Source organism: Streptomyces sp. BK208, from assembly GCF_004364245.1.
Taxonomy (GTDB): Bacteria; Actinomycetota; Actinomycetes; order Streptomycetales; family Streptomycetaceae; genus Streptomyces.
Genome location: NZ_SOAV01000010.1, coordinates 49014 through 67301, shown reverse-complemented (window position 1 = coordinate 67301; position 18288 = coordinate 49014). Strand labels below are relative to the sequence as shown.

Here is an 18288-nt window from a genome sequence, read left to right as displayed (position 1 = left end):
CAACCCGGCAACCCGGCCGGCATCATCCAGCCCGTCCGGCGTTTGAGGACGAGGCCGTCAAGGCCGAAGGGGGGTCCGGGGGCACAGCCCCCGGGACGCGAGCCGCAACGCACCCGCACCGGAGAACGCACCCGCACCGGAGAACCCACCCGCACCGGAGAACGCCCCCGCACCCGAGCCGCCCCGCCGAGGGACGCCCCCGCCCCTTACGAGTGCCCCAGCTCCGCCGAGTCCTGGTCCTCACCCACCGGCACGGAACCCGAGTCCGCGGCCGGCCGCAGCGGGAACGGATCCACCCGCGTCTCGTCGATCACCGGCGGAGCCACCCGCGGCGGCTTCGGCATGACGGCCGCCTCGGAGTGCCCGCCGCAGCCGTAGGCCAGCGACACGACGTGGCCGTCGGCCGGGGAGAACTCGTTGGCGCACACCCCGAAGGCCTGCCCGAGCGAACCGCCGATGCGGGCGAGGAACCCGCAGCTGACGCAGGAGGCGGGGGCCGCCTGGGCCATCGCGGTCTTCGGGCCGTAGCCCTCCTCCCAGCGGTCGGCCGCGACGTGCAGGCCGTACCGGGACAGCACCCGGGTGCGGCGCAGGCCCAGCTCCTCGGCGACCGCCGAGATGGTGCCGCGGGCCGGAACGGCCGACAGCTCCGCGGGCGGCCCGGCGGTCACCTCGGCGTCCTCGGCCTCGACCAGGTCGGCCATCTCGTGCGAGACGACGGAGTTCGGCGGCGGCTCGTCCTCGCCGGTCCAGCCGGGCTCCAGACGCAGGTCCTCCGCGTCGGTGGGCAGCAGGTCACCGGGGCCCATGTCGCCGGGGCGCAGCCGCTCGCTCCACGGCACCCACTCGGGGGCCAGCAGCGCGTCGGGGCCGGGCAGCAGCACCGCCTCGTCCACCGTGACGATCTTGGCGCGGGAGGCCCGGGCCACCGTCACGGCCCAGCGCCAGCCCCGGTATCCCATCTCCTTGCAGGCGAAGTAGTGGGTGACGACCCGGTCGCCCTCCGACACCATGCCCTCGTGCTCGCCGACGATGCCGGGGGCGGCGACCTCCTCGGCTGCGGCGCGGGCGAGGTCGACGGCCTCGGCGCACAGGCGGTCAGGGGTGCGGCTTCGCGTTGTCGCTGCGCTCACAGGTATCGCTTCTCTCCATACGCCGTCTCACGAGTGCGCCGCTTCCTGCGAGAGGCGGACGGAGCGGACCTGTGGACCGCGTCGACGTCCGCGCCCAGTCGCGCTCGGGCGCACCTACGTCATCCATTCTGCGGGATGGCCGTACGGCGCGCGGCCGAGAACGTTCGCCACGGCGCGCTACGCACGCTACCTGCTCATGTGCCCTGGGCCTACACCGACGGGAGTTTCGGCGGACAACGGTCCGGCGATCCGCGCCGTGCCGGCGTCCCTGTCACCCGACTCGATCACCGCCATACGTGCCGTATCGACGCTACAGCCGCCGTGAACGGGGCACTATGACGGGGTGGCAGCCGCACGGACGGAGTTCAAGCGCGGGAGCCGTGGGCGCGGCCCCGGCTCCCGGTTCCGTGCGGTCGGCCGGGTGCTGCGCCTGCCGGTGACCGGCACCGCGCGCGGCATCCGCCGGGCGACCCACGCGCACGGCGCGGGCGAGTCGGGCCTCGGCAAGCTGATCGAACTGCACGGGGTGAACGGCGCGGGCGACGTCATGATCACCGTCGCGCTCGCCTCCACCGTCTTCTTCTCCGTCCCCACCGACGAGGCGCGCGGCCGGGTCGCCCTGTACCTCGCCATCACCATGGCGCCGTTCACCCTCCTCGCGCCGGTGATCGGTCCGCTCCTGGACCGGCTGCCGCACGGCCGCCGCGCGGCGATGGCCTGCGCGATGGGCGTCCGGGCGCTGCTCGCGCTGGTGCTGTCCGGGGCGGTCGCCACCGGCGGGATCGAGCTGTACCCGGCCGCGCTGGGCGTGCTGGTCGCCTCCAAGGCGTACGGCGTGGTCAGGAGCGCGGTGGTGCCGCGGCTGCTGCCGCCCCGGATCTCCCTGGTGAAGGCGAACTCGCGGGTCACCCTGTGCGGACTGCTGGCCACCGGCGTCGCCGCGCCGATCGGCGCGGGACTCCAGCAGGTGGGACCGCGATGGCCGCTGTACGGAGCCTTCGTGATCTTCGTGGCGGGCACCGTGCTGTCGTTCACGCTGCCCCGGAAGGTGGACTCCGCGCGCGGCGAGGACCGGGCGCTGCTCGCGGCGGACGAGGAGCACCTGCCGGGGCCGCTGCGCAAGCGGGGCAGGCGTCCCGGGCTGCGCACGGTGGGCCCGGCGGTGACGCACGCGCTGGCCGCCAACGCCGGCATCCGCTGCCTGACCGGCTTCCTGATCTTCTTCCTGGCCTTCCTGCTGCGGGTGCACCCGCTGACCGGCCAGAGCGCCGCGGTGTCGCTGGGCATCGTCGGCGTCGCGGCCGGCGCGGGCAACGCGCTGGGCACGGCCGTCGGCGCGTGGCTGCGGTCCCGGGCGCCGGAGATCATCATCGTGACGGTGGTCGCGGTCGTGGTGGGCACGGCGACGGTCACCGCGGTGTTCTTCAGCGCCTTCCTGGTGGCGTGCCTGGCGGCGGTCGCCGGATTCGCGCAGGCGCTGGCCAAGCTGTGCCTGGACGCGCTGATCCAGCGGGACGTGCCGGAACAGGTGCGCACGTCGGCGTTCGCCCGCTCGGAGACGCTGCTCCAGGTCTCCTGGGTGCTCGGCGGCGCCGTCGGCATCGTGCTGCCGCTCAACGGCACGCTGGGCCTTTCGGTGGCCGCCGCGATCATCGCCGCCGGGTGGCTGACGACCGTACGGGGGCTGCTCGACTCCGCCCGGCACGGGGGAAGGACTCGGCCGAGGGTGGCGTGACCACGCCACGCCGTACCCAGGTGGGGGGCGCGGCTGGGCCGCCGTATAGCCTTCCGCCATGACCACGTTGCCCCGCGGCACCGCCGCTCTCGGACACCGCGTTGTGCGCCGCCGCCGCGCCGTCGCCGCCGCAGGCGCCGTGTCCGCCGGACTGCTCCTGCTGTCGGCCTGTGACGAGCCGACCCCGATCTCGACGATCACGGTCGGCAGTGACTCGGTCAGCTCCGAGGCCACCTGCGGAGGAGAGGGCAAGACCCTCTCGGCCGACGAGATCGACAAGTGCCTGCAGGACAAGGACGCGAAGTCCATCACCGTCGACCAGGACGAGACCGTGCGCTTCGGCGTCGACCCCGACATCGCCGACAAGCACTGGACGATCCTGATGAACGGTCAGCAGCTGGTCGAGGACAGCGACAAGACCTACCGCACCGTGCCGGGCAGCGTGTTCTTCAACGCGCAGTACGGCGCCAAGGGCAACTCGACGAACGTCGCCGTCGCCGCCCGTGACGGCAAGGACGAGAGCCAGAAGATCACCGGCGTGTGGGTCTTCAAGCTCAAGAAGGACTGACCACGTCCCCCGTGCGCCTCCTCGTGGCCACCGCGGTCCCCGCCGAACGGGACGCGGTGGCCGGGGCCTTCCCCGCCCCGGGCGCTCGGGTGCCCCGCCCGGGGATCGTCCTGCACCGGCTGCCGGAGGGCTGGGACCTGCTGGCCGCCGGAGTCGGCCCGGCCCTCGCCGCCGCCTCCACCGCCGCCGCCCTGACCGCCGCGGCCCTCGACGGTACGCCCTACAACCTGGTCGTCTCGGCCGGCATCGGCGGCGGCTTCGCCCCGCACGCCCCCGTCGGCTCGCTCGTCGTCGCCGACGCCGTCACCGCGGCCGATCTGGGCGCCGAGACCGCCGACGGCTTCCTTCCGGTCACCGACCTCGGCTTCGGCACCGTCACCCACCGCCCGCCGGCCGGCCTCGTCGCCGCCGTCGCCGCCGCGACCGGCGCCCGCCCCGGCACCGTCCTGACCGGGTCCACGGTCACCGGCACCGCCCGGCGCGCCGCGCTGCTGCGCGAGCGCCACCCGAACGCCCTCGCCGAGGCGATGGAGGGCTTCGGCGTCGCCGAGGCCGCCGCCGCGCACGGCGTGCCGGTGCTGGAACTGCGCGCGGTCTCCAACCCGGTCGGCCCGCGCGACCGCGCCGCCTGGCGCATCGGCGAGGCACTCGCGGCCCTGACGGACGCCTTCGGGAAGCTCGCCCCCGTCCTCACGAGTTGGAACCCACATGAGCGCTGACACTTTGCGGATCGCGTACTCCCCCTGCCCGAACGACACCTTCGTCTTCGACGCCCTGGCCCACGGCCGGGTCCCGGACGGCCCCGCCCTCGACGTGACCTTCGCGGACATCGACATCACCAACGGCATGGCCGAACGCGGCGAGTTCGACGTGCTGAAGGTGTCGTACGCCGTGCTGCCGTACGTCCTGGACGACTGGGCCCTGCTGCCCTGCGGCGGTGCGCTGGGCCGGGGCTGCGGACCGCTGGTCCTGACCCGTCAGGCGGACGCCGACCTACGTGGACGCACGGTCGCGGTGCCGAGCGAGACGTCGACCGCCTACCTCCTGTTCCGCCTCTGGGCGGCGGACACGGTGCCCGGCGGGGTCGGCGAGATCGTGGTGATGCCCTTCCACGAGATCATGCCGGCCGTGCGGGACGGGAAGGTCGACGCGGGACTCGTGATCCACGAGGCACGCTTCACGTACCAGAACTACGGGCTGCACAAGCTCGCCGACCTGGGCGAGCACTGGGAGCGGACCACCGGGCTGCCGATCCCGCTCGGCGCGATCATCGCCAGGCGGTCCCTGGGCGAGGAGACGCTGACCCGCCTGGCCGAGGCCGTCCGGACGTCCGTCCGCGCGGCCTGGGACGATCCGGAGGCATCCCGCCCGTACGTCATGGAGCACGCCCAGGAGATGGACCCGGCCGTCGCCGACCAGCACATCGGGCTGTACGTCAACGAGTTCACCGCCGACCTCGGCGAGGACGGCTACGCGGCGATCCGGGGCCTGCTGACCCGCGCGGCGGCCGAGGGACTGGTACCGGCCCTCGGCCCGGACGCGCTGGCGTTCCCGTAGGACGAGCGGGGCGGGAGGGTCAGACGTCGAGCTGGTCGGCGACCGCGCGGAGCAGCCCGGCGATCTTCTTGCCCGCCGTCTTCTCCGGGTAGCGGCCGCGCTCCAGCATCGGCGTGATGTTCTCCAGAAGGGTCGTCAGGTCCTGCACGATGGAGGCAAGCTCGTCCGGCTTCTTGCGCTGCGCGGCCGCGACCGAGGGTGCCGGGTCGAGCAGGGCCAGCGAGAGGGCCTGGTCCCCGCGCTGCCCGGCGACGACTCCGAACTCGACGCGCTGCCCCGGCTTCAGGCTCTCGACTCCGGCGGGGAGGACCGAGGAATGGACGAAGACGTCACCGCCGTCGTCGCGGGAGAGAAAGCCGAAGCCCTTCTCACTGTTGAACCACTTGACCTTGCCGGTGGGCACCGTCTGTCCTCGTCCTCGTACTCGTCGGAAAACTGCTCGGAAACCTGCTCGAAAAACGGCTTATGACAGCACTTGGGCGGATCGTCCGGACCCGCCGGTACCAAGGCTAATGGCGTGGAGGCCGGTGACAAGACGTCCCCCGGTCGTTCTTCAGGCCTGGGAACTACCCTGGTCGGGTGCGTGAACAAACCCAAACGAATTCCGCCGCGCCCGGTGACCGGTTGATCCGCGCCGGGGCGATCGTCTTCTTCGTCGGCGCCGTCGCCACTCTGGTCACGGTGGCCCCGCTGCTGCTGGGCACGTCGCCCTTTCCCACCTACATGTTCGGACTGAGCATGCTGATGGCAGTGGGTTTCCTGGTCGCCGGCGCCGGGGTGCTCCGGTCGATCGCCGCCGGGCGGCGTCAGGCGCGTGCCGCGTCGAGGTCCTCGGTGTCGCCCTCGCCGTCCCGGTAGGCCGCCAGCCACCGCGGGAAGGCGGTGAGGTCGGCGAGGACCACGTCGGCGCCGGCCGCGCGCAGCTCCTCGGCGTCGCACGGGCCGCTGGCCACGGCGACCGAGCGGGCCCCGGCGGCGCGGGCTCCGCGTACGTCGCCCACGTGGTCGCCGACGTAGACGTCCGCGTCGTGCTCGCGCAGGGCGACGGCCTTCTGCTCGGCCCACAGGCCGCCGATCACGGCGTCCGGCTCGATGCCGAGGTGCGCCAGGTGCAGCTTGGCGTTCGGCTCGTACTTCGCGGTGACGACGACGGCACGCCCGCCGGCCGCGCGCACGGCGGCGACGGCCTCGCGGGCGCCGGGCAGCGCGAGCGTCGGCTCGATCGCGTACGCCGGGTACATCTCCCGGTACAGATCGGCGACGGCCTCGATCTCGTCGGCGGGGAACCAGTGGGCCAGCTCGTCGGCGAGCGGCGGGCCGAGCCGGGTGACGGCCAGGTCGGCGTCGACGTACGTCCCCGTGCGCGCGCTCAGCTCCAGGTAGCAGGCGCGGATGCCGGGCCGCGAGTCGATCAGCGTCATGTCGAGGTCGAAACCGACGGTGGGCGCGGAACGGGACGTGGAGGACATGGCCCCCATTGTGCCGGTCCCCCGGCGGGCCGGGTCAGCCGCGGGGGCGGCGGGCCCGCCACAGCAGGTACAGGGCGGTGGCCACGGCGGCGGTGCGCAGGACCCAGGGCCAGGTGTCGGCGACGGCCTCGTTCAGACGGCCCTCGGCGACCGGGTCGCCCCAGCGGCCCTCGGTGCGGCCCCACAGCCAGACGGCCCCGGCGGCGGCGACCGTGCCGGGCAGGCCGAGGACGGCCCACTTCGACTGGGCCGGGGTCAGCCGGCGGGAGAGGTAGGCGATCAGCCAGCCCAGGCCCAGGGGGACGAGGCTGCCGAACACGGCGCCGGCGACCAGCAGGGCCGCGGCGAGCAGCAGCAGGGGGTTGTTCCAGCCGCCCTCGGGCCACAGGCGGCGCAGGCGGCGGCCCCTGGCCCTCACCGCGGCCCCGGCCGCCCGGTCGCCGGCCTCCGCCGGAGCGGCGGCCCCGGGCACCTGCCCGTCGGCGGCGGGCTTCTTCTCCGCCTCGTCCTGCGGTTTCGGCGGCCGCCTGAGCAGCTCCGGGATCTCGACGCCGCCGACGAAGCCGGGCACGCTGTCGCCGAGGACCGAGCCGGCGAAGGGGCCGTCGTCGACGCGCCACCAGTCGGGTTGGCGCTCGCTCCCGCTCCCCAGCTCCGCCGCGCTCGCGAGGTGGGGCGGGGAGGCGGCCGCAGGACCGGCCGGGGGCTCGGGTGCGGGGCGCCGCCGGCCCTTGCCCCGCTCGGCGTCGCGGGGCCCCGGGTCCCGTTGTTCGGGCACCGCCGTGGGCGCGGGCGCCCGGCCGCTCGCGCCGCCGGGGCCGCCCGCCGCGGTGACGACGTCGTCGGGGTCGCCCAGCCGGTCCAGGATGCGGCGGACGGCGGCGGGGCTGTCCACGGCGGTCTTCGCACGGTGGCGGTCGATCTCGTTGCGCAGTTCCGACACCAGCCGCATGCGGGTGGCCGACGGCAGCTGCCGCTGCTGGGCCACGTCACCGACGCGGCTCAGATACTCGAAGACGACCTGATCGCTCTCGATCCCCACGTTCCCCTCCGGGGCGGTGCGTTGCGGTACCCGTCGTAGCCCTCGTAGCCCGTCGGACGACGGTACCCAATTCTCGGCGGCCGGCCGACGGCACCGCACCGTCGCACGCACACCTCCGCCGTCGTACCCACCCGCTAACGTGGACCGGATGAGCACCGAGGAGAAGTCCGCGGCCCCCCGGTCCCTCGCGGAGGCGCTCCGCGTCAGGGACGACGTCTCGCTGGCCGCCCTCCTGCGCAGCCGTCCCGACCTCATCACGCCCGTGCCGACCGACCTCACCCAGCTGGCGACCCGCGCCGGCACCCGCGCCTCGGTGGTGCGGGCGCTGGAGCGTCTTGACCGGTTCGCGCTGCAGACCGCGGAGGCGCTGGCCGTGGCGCCCGACCCGGCGTCGTACGGGGAGCTGCTGGCGCTGATGGGCGGTGACGAGGAGGACCCGGTGGTCGCCGCCGCGCTGCCCCGGGCCGCCGCCCTGCTGCGCGAGCAGGCGCTGGTGTGGGGCGGCGACGACCGGCTGCGGCTGGTGCGCACCGCCCGTGAGCTGCTCGCGCCCTCCGCGCAGCATCCGTCCCCGACGGGGCTCGGTCCGACCGTGCGGGAGGCGACGGCGGGGATGTCCCCGGGCCGGATCCAGGAGATCCTCGCCGCCGTCGGGCTGCCCTCGACCCATGACTCCGTCTCCGCCGTGTCCGCTCTCGGCGCGCTCTTCACCGACCGGCGGCGGATGGCGGCGCTCCTCGGCGGGCTGCCCGAGGAGTCCCGGGAGGTCCTGGCCCGCCTGGTGTGGGGTCCGCCGTACGGCCAGGTCACCCACGATCCCGCGGCGCATCTGCGGGCGCTGCTCGACCGCGGGCTGCTGCTGCCGACGGCGCCCGGCACGGTGGTGCTGCCCCGCGAGGTCGCGCTGCACCTGCGCGCGGGCCGGGCGCACCGGGTGCCCGAGCCGGTGCCGCCGCCGGTGGAGGCGGCCGCCGCGCACCGTCCACAGGTTGTGGACGCCACCGCGGCCGGGCAGGCCCTGGCGGCGCTGGCGACCGTGGAGGAGCTGCTGAAGGAGTGGGACGAGGGCGGCCCCGCGGTGCTGCGGTCCGGTGGTCTGAGCGTGCGCGACCTGAAGCGGACCGCGGTCGCCCTGGACGTGCCGGAGCCGGTCGCCGCCTTCTGGGTCGAACTGGCCTACGGGGCGGGCCTGATCGCCTCCGACGGCGAGGCCGAGGAACGCTACGCGGCGACCCCTGCGTACGACGAGTGGCGCGAGCTGCCGCCGGCCGAGCGGTGGGCGCTGCTCGCGCGGACGTGGCTGACGGCGACCCGGACGGCGGGCGTGGTCGGCGGGCGGGACGCGAAGGACCGCACGCTCTCGGCGCTGGGCCCGAACCTGGACCGTTCGGCGGCACCGGAGGTGCGGCACCGGGTGCTGGCCCTGCTGGCGGCCCTGCCCGAGGGCGCCTCGCCCGTCGAGGAGTCGGTGCTGGCCCGGCTGCGCTGGGAGCGTCCCCTGCGCGGCCCGCAGCGGGGGGCGGGAGCGGCGCGGGAGGAGGATCTGCGCAGCCGGATCGCGCGGTGGACGCTGTCGGAGGCGGAGTTGCTGGGCGTCACCGGGCGCGGTGCGCTGGCGGCGCCGGGCCGGGCGCTGATCGGCGCGCCCGAGGCGCCCCGCCCGGCGTCGGAGGAGCCCGAGGGGCCGGGCGCCAAGCTCCCGGTCCACCATCACCGCACGGCCCCGGCGGTCGTTCCCCCGACCCCCGCGGAGCGGGCCGCGGCCGCCGCGGCCGCGGCCCGGTTGCTGGCCCCGCTCTTCCCCGAGCCGCTGGACCACGTGCTGCTCCAGGCCGACCTGACGGCGGTGGCGCCGGGGCCGCTGGAGCGGGGGCTGGCCGACGTGCTGGGCGTGCTCGCGGACGTGGAGTCCAAGGGCGGGGCGACGGTCTACCGGTTCACGCCGGGGTCGGTGCGCCGTGCGCTGGACGCCGGGCAGAGCGCCGCCGACCTGCACGCGTTCCTCGCCCGGCACTCCCGTACGCCGGTGCCGCAGCCGCTGACGTACCTGATCGACGACGTGGCCCGGCGGCACGGGCGGCTGCGGGTGGGCGCGGCCTCGGCGTACGTGCGCTGCGACGACGACGCGACGCTGGACGAGATCCTCGCCGACCGGCGGGCCGCCGCCCTCGGTCTGCGCCGTCTGGCGCCCACCGTGCTGGCCGCGCAGGTCGATCCGGCGGCGCTGCTGGAGGGGCTGCGGGCGATCGGGTTCGCGCCGGCCGCCGAGTCCGCCGCCGGTGACGTGCTGATCGCCCGCGCGGACTCCCACCGCACCCCGCCGCGGTCGGCGCCCGAGCCGGTCCCGGACGGTCCGCCGGCGCCCGACGACACGCTTCTGGCGGCGGCGATCCGTGCCGTGCGCGCCGGTGACCTGGCCTCCACGGCCCCGCGCAAGCCGGGCCCCGGGGACGCCGGGGACGGCGGCGGAAGCGGCGCGCCGGGCGGCACGCTGCCCCGCACGGGTGCCGCAGAGACGCTGGCGACGATGCAGGCGGCGGTGCTGACCGGCGAGGCGCTGTGGATCGGTTACGTGAACGCCGAGGGCGCGGCCAGCCAGCGGGTGATCGCGCCGATCCGGGTCGAGGGCGGCTTCGTGACGGCGTACGACCACACGGCGGACGAGGTGCGCACCTATCCGCTGCACCGGGTCACGGGCGTGGCGGAGCTGGCCGACGACGCGGGCTGAACCGGCGGACGGCGCCTGCGCACGAGGCGCCCCGCACGTCCGGGTGTACCCGGTGGTTCCCGCGCGCCACGCCGGGTGATCGAAGTACGGCCGCCCGCCGCGCCACCGGCGTCCCGGCCCCCCGCCGCGACGCCGGGTCCCGGCCTCCACCGCGACGCCGGGTCCCGGCGTTCGCCGCCGCGCCGGTCCCGGCGTTCGCCGCAAGGCCGCCGCCGTCGGCCTCGGCGGAGACGCCGCCCCCCGGCCCGGCCCATCCGCGACGGCGCCCCGGGCCGGACCCCGGACCGGGGCGCCGCCCTCCCCCCCCGCGTCCCCCAACGGTCTCCCCTGCGCGACACGAGCACCGCGTCCTCCCGGTCCGCGCCCCTCTCCACCGCCGGTCTGCCGTCCCTTCCACGGCCCGGTCCACCTCGCCGCCTCCGTCGCCGGCCCGGTCACGGCCGCGGCGCGTTCAGCGCTCTCGCCCCGGGGCCGCGGCGGCGGAGGGGCCGCTCGTCGATGCCTTCGACGTCGCTCTCCGGCAGGCCGCGCCCCGCGATCAGGCACACTGGACGTTTGGCCGAGCCGTCGTCCGGCCGTACGCACGCGAAAGGGTGCCGCCCGTGAATGGTCCGCTGATCGTCCAGTCCGACAAGACCCTGCTCCTCGAAGTCGACCACGAGCAGGCCGGCGACTGCCGTCGGGCCATCGCGCCCTTCGCCGAACTGGAGCGGGCGCCTGAGCACATCCACACCTACCGGGTGACCCCGCTGGGCCTGTGGAACGCGCGGGCCGCGGGGCACGACGCCGAGCAGGTCGTGGACGCGCTCGTCGAGTACAGCCGCTACCCGGTGCCGCACGCGCTGCTGGTCGACATCGCCGAGACGATGGACCGCTACGGCCGCCTCACCCTCTCCAAGCACCCGGCGCACGGTCTCGTGCTGACGACCACCGACCGCCCGGTCCTTGAGGAGGTGCTGAAGTCGAAGCGGATCGCGCCGCTGGTCGGCGCCCGCATCGACGCCGACACGGTCGCCGTGCACCCCTCCGAGCGGGGGCAGATCAAGCAGACGCTGCTGAAGCTGGGCTGGCCGGCCGAGGACCTCGCCGGGTACGTCGACGGCGAGGCGCACCCCATCGAGCTGGCCCAGGACGGCTGGGCGCTGCGCCCGTACCAGGAGCAGGCGGTGGAGAACTTCTGGCACGGCGGCAGCGGGGTCGTCGTCCTCCCCTGCGGTGCGGGCAAGACGCTGGTCGGGGCGGGTGCGATGGCGCAGGCCAAGTCGACGACGCTGATCCTGGTCACCAACACCGTCTCCGCCCGGCAGTGGAAGCACGAGCTGATCAAGCGCACGTCGCTGACCGAGGACGAGATCGGCGAGTACAGCGGCACCCGCAAGGAGATCCGGCCGGTCACCATCGCCACGTACCAGGTGCTGACGACCCGGCGCAAGGGGGTCTACCCGCACCTGGAGCTGTTCGACTCCCGGGACTGGGGGCTCGTCGTCTACGACGAGGTGCACCTGCTGCCGGCGCCGGTCTTCAAGTTCACCGCGGATCTCCAGGCCCGGCGGCGCCTCGGTCTCACCGCCACCCTGGTGCGCGAGGACGGCCGCGAGTCGGACGTGTTCTCCCTGATCGGCCCGAAGCGGTTCGACGCGCCGTGGAAGGAGATCGAGGCGCAGGGCTACATCGCACCCGCCGACTGCGTGGAGGTCCGGGTCAACCTGACCGACTCCGAGCGGCTCGCGTACGCGACCGCCGAGGCGGAGGAGAAGTACCGCTTCTGCGCGACGACCGACACGAAGCGGAAGGTGACCGAGGCGCTCGTGCGGCGCTTCGCCGGCCAGCAGATCCTCGTCATCGGCCAGTACATCGACCAGCTCGACGAGCTGGGCGAGCACCTGGGCGCTCCGGTGATCAAGGGCGAGACGTCCAACGCCCAGCGGGAGAAGCTCTTCGACTCCTTCCGGCAGGGCGAAGTCAGCGTGCTCGTCGTCTCGAAGGTCGCGAACTTCTCGATCGACCTGCCGGAGGCGACGGTCGCCATCCAGGTGTCGGGCACCTTCGGGTCGCGGCAGGAGGAGGCCCAGCGCCTGGGCCGGGTACTGCGGCCGAAGGCCGACGGGCACCAGGCGCACTTCTACTCGGTCGTCGCCCGCGACACCCTCGACCAGGACTTCGCCGCCCACCGCCAGCGCTTCCTGGCGGAACAGGGCTACGCGTACCGGATCATGGACGCGGACGAGGTGCTGGAGGGAAGCTGAGGCCGCCGGTCTCAGTGCCGGCGGACACCGGCCTCCTCGCCGTACTCGCCGAGGACGACCACGTCGAAGGCGGCGCCCGCGAACACCCTGACGGCGCGCAGGGTGTCACCGAGCCGGTGCCGGTGGCCGGCGGCCACGGGCGTGGCACCGGACGCGCGGCCCGGTGCCGGGGCGGGGGAGATGGTTGCTGCGCTCATGTCTCCATGGTGCGACCGCACACCCCCGGCCCGCATCGGTCTGCGGACCCAGTCGTCGCCCGCCTCCGCTCCTACCGTGGAGGGAGCGCACCCCCGGAGCGGATGACGTGATCCCCTAGGGGACGTCCCGCGGCGCCGAAATCGGTTGGCCCGCGCCGGGTCCGCTCCCTTACACTCTCCGCTCTTGCCCGCCTCCCCACGGAGTGCCGCCGTCCGGACGGAAACCGGTCGGTCCACGCGCGTTCCGCGCCCACCGCACCGCAGGTCATCCGGAGGCACCCCCTTGTCCACGCCCGTCCACGACGACCCCCTGTCCAGGGAACGCTCCCATCTGGCCGCGTCCCGCTCCGCCCTGCGCGCGATGCGGGCGGACGTGGAGTCGCTCGACATCTCCGACGTCACCGCGAACTGGGTCAACGCCGCCGTCCTGGAGCGGCAGATCGAGGAGCGCATCAAGGCGCTGGCCGACCTCAGCGGGACCCCCCTGTTCTTCGGCCGGCTCGACTACCTGCACGCTCCGGGTGCCGCGCAGGCCGAGGGGGCGGAGGGAGAGCGGTTCTACGTCGGGCGCCGGCACGTGCACGACGCGGACGGCGACCCGATGGTGATCGACTGGCGTGCGCCGGTCTCGCAGCCGTTCTACCGGGCCTCGAAGAAGGACCCGCAGGACGTCTCGCTGCGCCGCCGCTTCGGATACACCGGCGGCGACCTCACGGCCTACGAGGACGAGCACCTGTCCGACCCGGCCGAGGCGGCGACCACCAGCAAGCTGCTCCAGCAGGAGATCGAACGGCCCCGCGTCGGACCCATGCGGGACATCGTGGCGACGATCCAGCCCGAGCAGGACGAGATCGTGCGTGCCGGACTGGCCGGTTCGGTCTGCGTGCAGGGCGGCCCCGGCACCGGGAAGACCGCCGTCGGCCTGCACCGGGTCGCCTACCTCCTGTACGCGCACCGCGAGCGGCTGGCCCGCACCGGCACCCTGGTCATCGGCCCGAACCGGTCGTTCCTGCACTACATCGAGCAGGTGCTGCCGGCCCTGGGCGAGCTGACGGTCCGCCAGGCCACCGTCGACGACCTGGTGGCGCACGTCGAGGTGCGCGGCACGGACGAGGCGACGACGGCGGTCGTCAAGGGGGACGCCCGCATGGCCCAGGTGCTGCGCCGGGCCCTCTACTCCCACGTCACCCCGCCCGCCGAGGGCGTCGTCGTGGTGCGCGGCTCGCGCCGCTGGCGGGTGCCGGTGCACGAGCTGGAGGACATCGTCCGCGAGCTGCTCGCCCGGGACATCCGCTACGGCGCCGCCCGCGAGGCGCTGCCGCAGCGGATCGCGCACGCCGTGCTGGTGCAGATGGAGCGGGCGGGCGAGGCGCCGGACGACCGGGTGCAGAACACGGTGGCGCGCAACGCGGCCGTGAAGGCGCTGGTGAAGTCGGTCTGGCCGCAGGTGGACCCGGCGAAGCTGGTGCTGCGGCTGCTCAGCGACGCGGACTTCCTCGCCGAGCACGCCGAGGGGGTGCTCACTCATGAGGAGCAGAAGGCGGTGCTGTGGGTGAAGCCGGCCCGCTCGGTGAAGTCCGCCCGGTGGTCGCCCGCCGACGCCGTACTGATCGACGAGGCGACCGACCTGATCGAGCGCACCCACTCCCTGGGCCACGTGGTCCTGGACGAGGCGCAGGACCTCTCCCCGATGCAGTACCGCGCGGTGGGCCGGCGCTGCACCACCGGCTCGGCGACCGTGCTCGGCGACCTGGCGCAGGGCACCACGCCGTGGGCGACCCGGAGCTGGGAGGAGGCGCTGGGGCACCTGGGCAAGGGCGAGGCGGTGGTCGAGGAGCTGACGGCCGGTTTCCGCGTGCCGACGGACGTCATCGCGTACGCCTCCCGGCTGCTGCCGCACATCGCGCCGGGGCTGACGCCGGTGGCGTCGATCCGCGAGAACCCGGGCTTCTTCGACATCCGCACGGCGCCGGAGGGGACGGCGGACGTGGTGGCGGCGTGCCGCGAGCTGCTGGGGCGGGAGGGCTCGGTCGGGCTGATCGCCGCCGACGCGAGGGTGCCGGAGCTGGCGGCGGCCCTGGCGGCGGCCGGGATCGGTCACGTCGGTCCCGGCGAGGAGACCACGCAGGCCACCCGCCTGACCCTGGTGCCGGCCTCGCTGGCCAAGGGCCTGGAGTACGACTACGTGGTGCTGGACGAGCCGCGGGCCGTGGTCGACGGCGAGCCGGACGAACGGACGGGGCTGCGCCGCCTCTACGTGGCGCTGACCCGGGCGGTGTCGGGGCTGGTCGTCACCCACGCGACGGGGCTGCCGCCGCAGCTGGGGTGAGCCGCCGGCGCCCTGGACGCGGCGACACCGTCGGCCGCCGCCCGGCCGTCCGGCTGGAGGCTGGCGCACCCGCGTCCCGTCGCCCCCGAGACCGGCTCGGTCTCCGTCGTCGTCGCGCGCGTGCGCTCCGTGCTCCAGCCGCGGGTCAAGGGGCTGGGCGATCTGGAAGCGCAGGGGCAGTCGGGCGCCGGGGTACGGGGCGAGGCCGACCGGCGCCGGCCGGGTGCCTCCCCCGCTCCCGGCCTCGCTCGTCGAGCGGTAAGCGGCCCCATCGCCCGCCCGTGCCGCCCGTGCCGCTCCGGGGGCACCCCCGTGCCGCCCCCCCGGGGGCACCTCCCGGGCCGTTCAGGTACCGGGGGGGCGCGACGGCCCGCGGCCGGGGGCGGCTACTCGCCCAGGACCCGCCGCCACTGCGCGACCGCGTCCGCCGACACCGGTCCCTCCCACCCCGCCGGCCGGGCCGCGCCGCCGATGTGGAAGCCGTCGATGCCCGCGTCCAGCAGCCCGGGCACGTGCTCCAGCCGCAGGCCCCCGCCCACCAGCAGCTGCTGCTCGTACCCCGGCTCCCCTCGCCGCCGCGCCTCCGCGAGGAGCACGGTCAGGCCCTCGTCCACGCCGCCGGCGGCCCCCGCCGTCAGGTAGGTGTCCAGGCCGGGGAAGTCCGCGAGCTGCTTGCGCAGCGCGTCCCGGTCCGCGGCCCGGTCGATCGCGCGGTGGAAGGTCCAGCTGCACCCCTCCAGCTCCTTGGCGATCCGCTCCACCGCGCCGAGGTCCACGTCGCCCTCCGCGTCGAGGAATCCCAGGACGAACTGCGTGGCCCCGGCCTCCCGCAGCTCGCCGGCGACGCGCGTCAGCCGCTCGACGTCACCGGCGGCGAACCCGTCCGCGAGCCGCAGCATCACCCGCAGGTCGATGTCGACGGCGGCACGGATCGCGGCGACGGTCGCGGCCGACGGGGTGAGTCCGTCGGCCGCCATGTCGGTGACCAGTTCGAGGCGATCCGCGCCTCCGGCCTGGGCGGCGACCGCGTCCTCGACGTCGAGGGCGATCACCTCCAGGACTGCACGCTTGCTCATGGGACCCCATTCGTCGGCCTGCTACAGGTCTAGTCCAATCCAAGACTACGCCCCGGCGGCAGGCCCGGGTGCCCGTGCCGCCGCTCAGTCGCCGAAGATGTTCAGCTCCGCCTCCTCCACCCCGGCCAGCTCGTACCCGGCCGCCCCGTCCAGGGGACGGCCCGCGTAGAGCCGTACGAGGGTGGCGCCGTCACCGATGAACCGGCCCGGCGGCCGCTCCCCGCTCACCTCGCCCAGCTTCAGGGGTTCGTCGAGGTCGTCGAGGTCGGCGTGGAGCGGCACGTGACCGCGCGCCCGGGTGACCGCGCCGAGCAGCGCGAGCGCCTCCGGAAGTCCGCGCCCCGCGTACGCCCCCGGCTCGCCGAAGGTCACCCGCAGATCGCCTGCGTGCACCCACTCGCCCAGGGCGACGGCGTCCAGCCTGGGGTCGGACCGGGCGATCACCGGGCCCGCCTCGGTCATGCCGCGTTCCAGTTCGTCGAGGACGCGGGCGTTGCTCCAGTCGGCGCGTTCGGCGATGTCGCGGTCGTTGCACTCGGGCGAGAAGACGCCCTTCTCGAAGCGGCCCTCCACCACCCGGAGCAGCGCGGAGGAGCAGTGCGCCAGCACGTCGCGCACGGTCCAGCCGGGACACGCGGCCACCGGCAGCGCGAAGTCCGCGTCCGGGCGGGAGCGCAGCAGGGGTACCAGTTCGTCGCGTTCGAGCAGCAGCAGTCGGCCGGGCAGTTCGGGGTCGCGTACGTCGTGCAGGTCTGCGGGAGTCGTCATGGACTCCACGTTAGGGGCCGAGCAGGTCCTTCAGTTCGGCGTCGAAGAGAAGAGCCGGGTCGAATCCCATGCCGGTGAACTGGCCCGCGAGCTCCAGGGACAGGACGCCGTGCAGCCGGGTCCAGAAGGACAGGGCCCGGTGCAGGGCGGCCGGGTCGGCCGCCCGCTCCCCCGCCCACTGCCGGTGGGTGTCGAGGTGCGCGTCGAAGGCGTCGGTGCCGCCGTCCCGCGCGGGCAGCGCGGCGCAGGCGTCGACGATGACCGCCATGGTCTCGGCGGCGATCTCGGTGATGTCGCCGGGTGCGTGGTAGCCGGGGACGGGGGTGCCGTGGATGAGGAAGTAGCGCTGCGGGTCGTCCAGGGCCCAGGCGCGCAGGGCGTGCGCGAGGGCGGCCGGGCCGGCGCCGGCCTCGGCGGCCGCGCGGAAGGTGTCGGCCTGGCTGCGGTAGGCGTCCCGGATGAGTTCGGTGATCAGCTCGTCGCGGCCGTCGAAGTAGCGGTAGAGCGCGGGTCCGCTCATGCCCATCCGCTTGGCGATCGCGTTGAGGGAGAGCGCGGAGGCGCCCGCCGTGGCGATCTGCTCCCAGGCGTGTTCCTTGATCTCCGCACGCACCTGGGTGCGGTACCGCTCCCGCGGGGTGCTCGTGCGCGCCTCCGTCATGGTCCGTCCGCCGCCTCTCGCCCGGCTCGTCCGGCCGGGATCTCCTCAGGTCGGTTAGAAGCTATCACGATCATTATCTGGAAGAATGCGCGCATGGCCGCCCCCGATCCCGCCGCCCTCGACGTCCTGCGCAACCGGTTCGCCCGCGCCCTGGCGGGAGTCACCGCTCCCGGCACCGCCGCCCCCGACCCCACGCCGTACGCCGACCACCTGCTGGCCCGCTGGCAGGAGCCGCAGCGGCGGTACCACACCCTCGCGCACCTCACCGCCGTCCTGGACCACGTCGACGTGCTGGCGGAGCACGCCCGCGACGTGGACGTCGTACGCCTCGCCGCCTGGTTCCACGACGCCGTGTACCTGCCCGACCGGTCCGAGAACGAGGAGCGCTCGGCCCGGCTCGCCGAACGCGCGCTGCCCGAGGCCGGGGTGACGGCGGAGAAGACCGCCGAGGTGGCCCGGCTGGTCCGGCTCACCGTCACCCACGCCCCGGCCGGCGACGACCGCGACGGGCAGGTGCTGTGCGACGCGGACCTGGCGGTCCTCGCCTCACCGCCGTCGGCGTACGCGGCGTACACGGCGGCCGTCCGCGCGGAGTACCACTTCGTGCCGAGCGACGCCTTCCGCGCGGGCCGGGCCGCGATCCTGCGCCAACTGCTCGGCCTGCCCGCCCTGTTCCACACCCCGTACGGACGGCGGGAGTGGGAGGCGACCGCCCGCCGCAACCTCACCGGCGAGCTGGAAATGCTGTCGCTCCCGGACACCCCGGACGTCTAGCGTTC

Annotated in this window: 17 protein-coding genes; 9 read left to right on the top strand and 8 right to left on the bottom strand. The window is 75.0% G+C overall.

The genetic code is table 11. The annotated features are described in order from the left end of the window. Positions 1-206: 206 nt before the first annotated feature. Positions 207-1133 carry a DUF3027 domain-containing protein gene (locus EV562_RS24055; RefSeq protein WP_133888930.1) on the bottom strand — a complete coding sequence of 309 codons (927 nt, stop codon included), beginning with the start codon at positions 1131-1133 and terminating at the stop codon, positions 207-209. Between the two features lie 343 nt (positions 1134-1476). Between EV562_RS24055 and EV562_RS24050 the strand changes: the two genes are divergently transcribed. The 4 genes from EV562_RS24050 to EV562_RS24035 are packed head-to-tail and all read left to right on the top strand — an operon-like array spanning position 1477 to position 4993. Then, positions 1477-2868: an MFS transporter gene (locus EV562_RS24050; protein WP_133888929.1), complete on the top strand. Its 1392-nt coding sequence runs from the start codon at positions 1477-1479 to the stop codon at positions 2866-2868. Positions 2869-2926: 58 nt separating this feature from the next. After that, positions 2927-3436, top strand: coding sequence for a DUF2771 domain-containing protein (locus EV562_RS24045; RefSeq protein WP_208298410.1), 510 nt, complete (start codon positions 2927-2929; stop codon positions 3434-3436). Positions 3437-3447: 11 nt separating this feature from the next. After that, the gene (locus EV562_RS24040; protein WP_133888928.1) at positions 3448-4155 is read left to right on the top strand and encodes a futalosine hydrolase; all 708 of its coding nucleotides are present in this window, start codon (positions 3448-3450) and stop codon (positions 4153-4155) included. Next, positions 4145-4993, top strand: coding sequence for a 1,4-dihydroxy-6-naphthoate synthase (locus EV562_RS24035; RefSeq protein ID WP_133888927.1), 849 nt, complete (start codon positions 4145-4147; stop codon positions 4991-4993). Before EV562_RS24040 ends, EV562_RS24035 begins: the two co-directional genes overlap by 11 nt. A 19-nt stretch (positions 4994-5012) precedes the next feature. On the opposite strand, the gene EV562_RS35905 is transcribed toward EV562_RS24035, so the two are convergent. Next, on the bottom strand, positions 5013-5396 hold the full coding sequence (locus EV562_RS35905) for a cold-shock protein (RefSeq protein ID WP_003974650.1): 384 nt from the start codon (positions 5394-5396) through the stop codon (positions 5013-5015). Between the two features lie 176 nt (positions 5397-5572). Here EV562_RS35905 and EV562_RS24025 point away from each other — a divergent pair, with 176 nt between their 5' ends. Continuing rightward, complete coding sequence (locus EV562_RS24025; protein WP_133888926.1) at positions 5573-5851, top strand: hypothetical protein; 279 nt, start codon at positions 5573-5575, stop codon at positions 5849-5851. On the opposite strand, the gene EV562_RS24020 is transcribed toward EV562_RS24025, so the two are convergent. Together EV562_RS24020 and EV562_RS24015 are read right to left on the bottom strand one after the other, a co-directional pair. After that, complete coding sequence (locus EV562_RS24020; protein WP_133888925.1) at positions 5800-6462, bottom strand: haloacid dehalogenase-like hydrolase; 663 nt, start codon at positions 6460-6462, stop codon at positions 5800-5802. The two genes, EV562_RS24025 and EV562_RS24020, sit on opposite strands and share 52 nt — an antisense overlap. Positions 6463-6496: 34 nt before the next feature. After that, positions 6497-7504 carry a hypothetical protein gene (locus EV562_RS24015; RefSeq protein ID WP_133888924.1) on the bottom strand — a complete coding sequence of 336 codons (1008 nt, stop codon included), beginning with the start codon at positions 7502-7504 and terminating at the stop codon, positions 6497-6499. Positions 7505-7652: 148 nt separating this feature from the next. Here EV562_RS24015 and EV562_RS24010 point away from each other — a divergent pair, with 148 nt between their 5' ends. Then, positions 7653-10232: a helicase-associated domain-containing protein gene (locus EV562_RS24010; RefSeq protein WP_133888923.1), complete on the top strand. Its 2580-nt coding sequence runs from the start codon at positions 7653-7655 to the stop codon at positions 10230-10232. Positions 10233-10834: 602 nt separating this feature from the next. Then, on the top strand, positions 10835-12478 hold the full coding sequence (locus EV562_RS24005; RefSeq protein WP_133888922.1) for a DNA repair helicase XPB: 1644 nt from the start codon (positions 10835-10837) through the stop codon (positions 12476-12478). A gap of 11 nt (positions 12479-12489) precedes the next feature. On the opposite strand, the gene EV562_RS24000 is transcribed toward EV562_RS24005, so the two are convergent. Further along, positions 12490-12675 (bottom strand): hypothetical protein, encoded by a 186-nt coding sequence (locus EV562_RS24000; protein WP_208298409.1) that lies wholly within the window; start codon positions 12673-12675, stop codon positions 12490-12492. Between the two features lie 283 nt (positions 12676-12958). On the opposite strand from EV562_RS24000, the gene EV562_RS23995 reads away from it, so the two are divergent. Beyond that, a complete protein-coding gene (locus tag EV562_RS23995; protein WP_133888920.1) occupies positions 12959-15004 on the top strand; it encodes an ATP-binding domain-containing protein in 2046 nt (681 codons plus the stop codon). A 386-nt stretch (positions 15005-15390) separates the two neighbouring features. On the opposite strand, the gene EV562_RS23990 is transcribed toward EV562_RS23995, so the two are convergent. From EV562_RS23990 to EV562_RS23980, 3 genes are all read right to left on the bottom strand, one after another. Beyond that, a complete protein-coding gene (locus EV562_RS23990) occupies positions 15391-16080 on the bottom strand; it encodes a copper homeostasis protein CutC (protein ID WP_133888919.1) in 690 nt (229 codons plus the stop codon). Positions 16081-16164: 84 nt separating this feature from the next. Next, entirely contained in the window at positions 16165-16848 is a 684-nt protein-coding gene (locus tag EV562_RS23985; RefSeq protein WP_133888918.1) for a maleylpyruvate isomerase family mycothiol-dependent enzyme, read from the bottom strand. A 10-nt stretch (positions 16849-16858) separates the two neighbouring features. Then, a complete protein-coding gene (locus EV562_RS23980) occupies positions 16859-17509 on the bottom strand; it encodes a TetR/AcrR family transcriptional regulator (protein WP_133888917.1) in 651 nt (216 codons plus the stop codon). Between the two features lie 93 nt (positions 17510-17602). Here EV562_RS23980 and EV562_RS23975 point away from each other — a divergent pair, with 93 nt between their 5' ends. Then, complete coding sequence (locus EV562_RS23975) at positions 17603-18283, top strand: hypothetical protein (protein ID WP_133888916.1); 681 nt, start codon at positions 17603-17605, stop codon at positions 18281-18283. Positions 18284-18288: the final 5 nt, after the last annotated feature.

Bases quoted from the DNA above. Each gene is read 5' to 3' on its own strand.
- EV562_RS24045 (WP_208298410.1), top strand. From the start codon at position 2,927: ATGACCACGTTGCCCCGCGGCACCGCCGCTCTCGGACACCGCGTTGTG.
- EV562_RS24035 (WP_133888927.1), top strand. From the start codon at position 4,145: ATGAGCGCTGACACTTTGCGGATCGCGTACTCCCCCTGCCCGAACGAC.
- EV562_RS24020 (WP_133888925.1), bottom strand. From the start codon at position 6,462: ATGTCCTCCACGTCCCGTTCCGCGCCCACCGTCGGTTTCGACCTCGAC.
- EV562_RS24010 (WP_133888923.1), top strand. From the start codon at position 7,653: ATGAGCACCGAGGAGAAGTCCGCGGCCCCCCGGTCCCTCGCGGAGGCG.
- EV562_RS24000 (WP_208298409.1), bottom strand. From the start codon at position 12,675: ATGAGCGCAGCAACCATCTCCCCCGCCCCGGCACCGGGCCGCGCGTCC.
- EV562_RS23990 (WP_133888919.1), bottom strand. From the start codon at position 16,080: ATGAGCAAGCGTGCAGTCCTGGAGGTGATCGCCCTCGACGTCGAGGAC.
- EV562_RS23985 (WP_133888918.1), bottom strand. From the start codon at position 16,848: ATGACGACTCCCGCAGACCTGCACGACGTACGCGACCCCGAACTGCCC.
- EV562_RS23980 (WP_133888917.1), bottom strand. From the start codon at position 17,509: ATGACGGAGGCGCGCACGAGCACCCCGCGGGAGCGGTACCGCACCCAG.
- EV562_RS23975 (WP_133888916.1), top strand. From the start codon at position 17,603: ATGGCCGCCCCCGATCCCGCCGCCCTCGACGTCCTGCGCAACCGGTTC.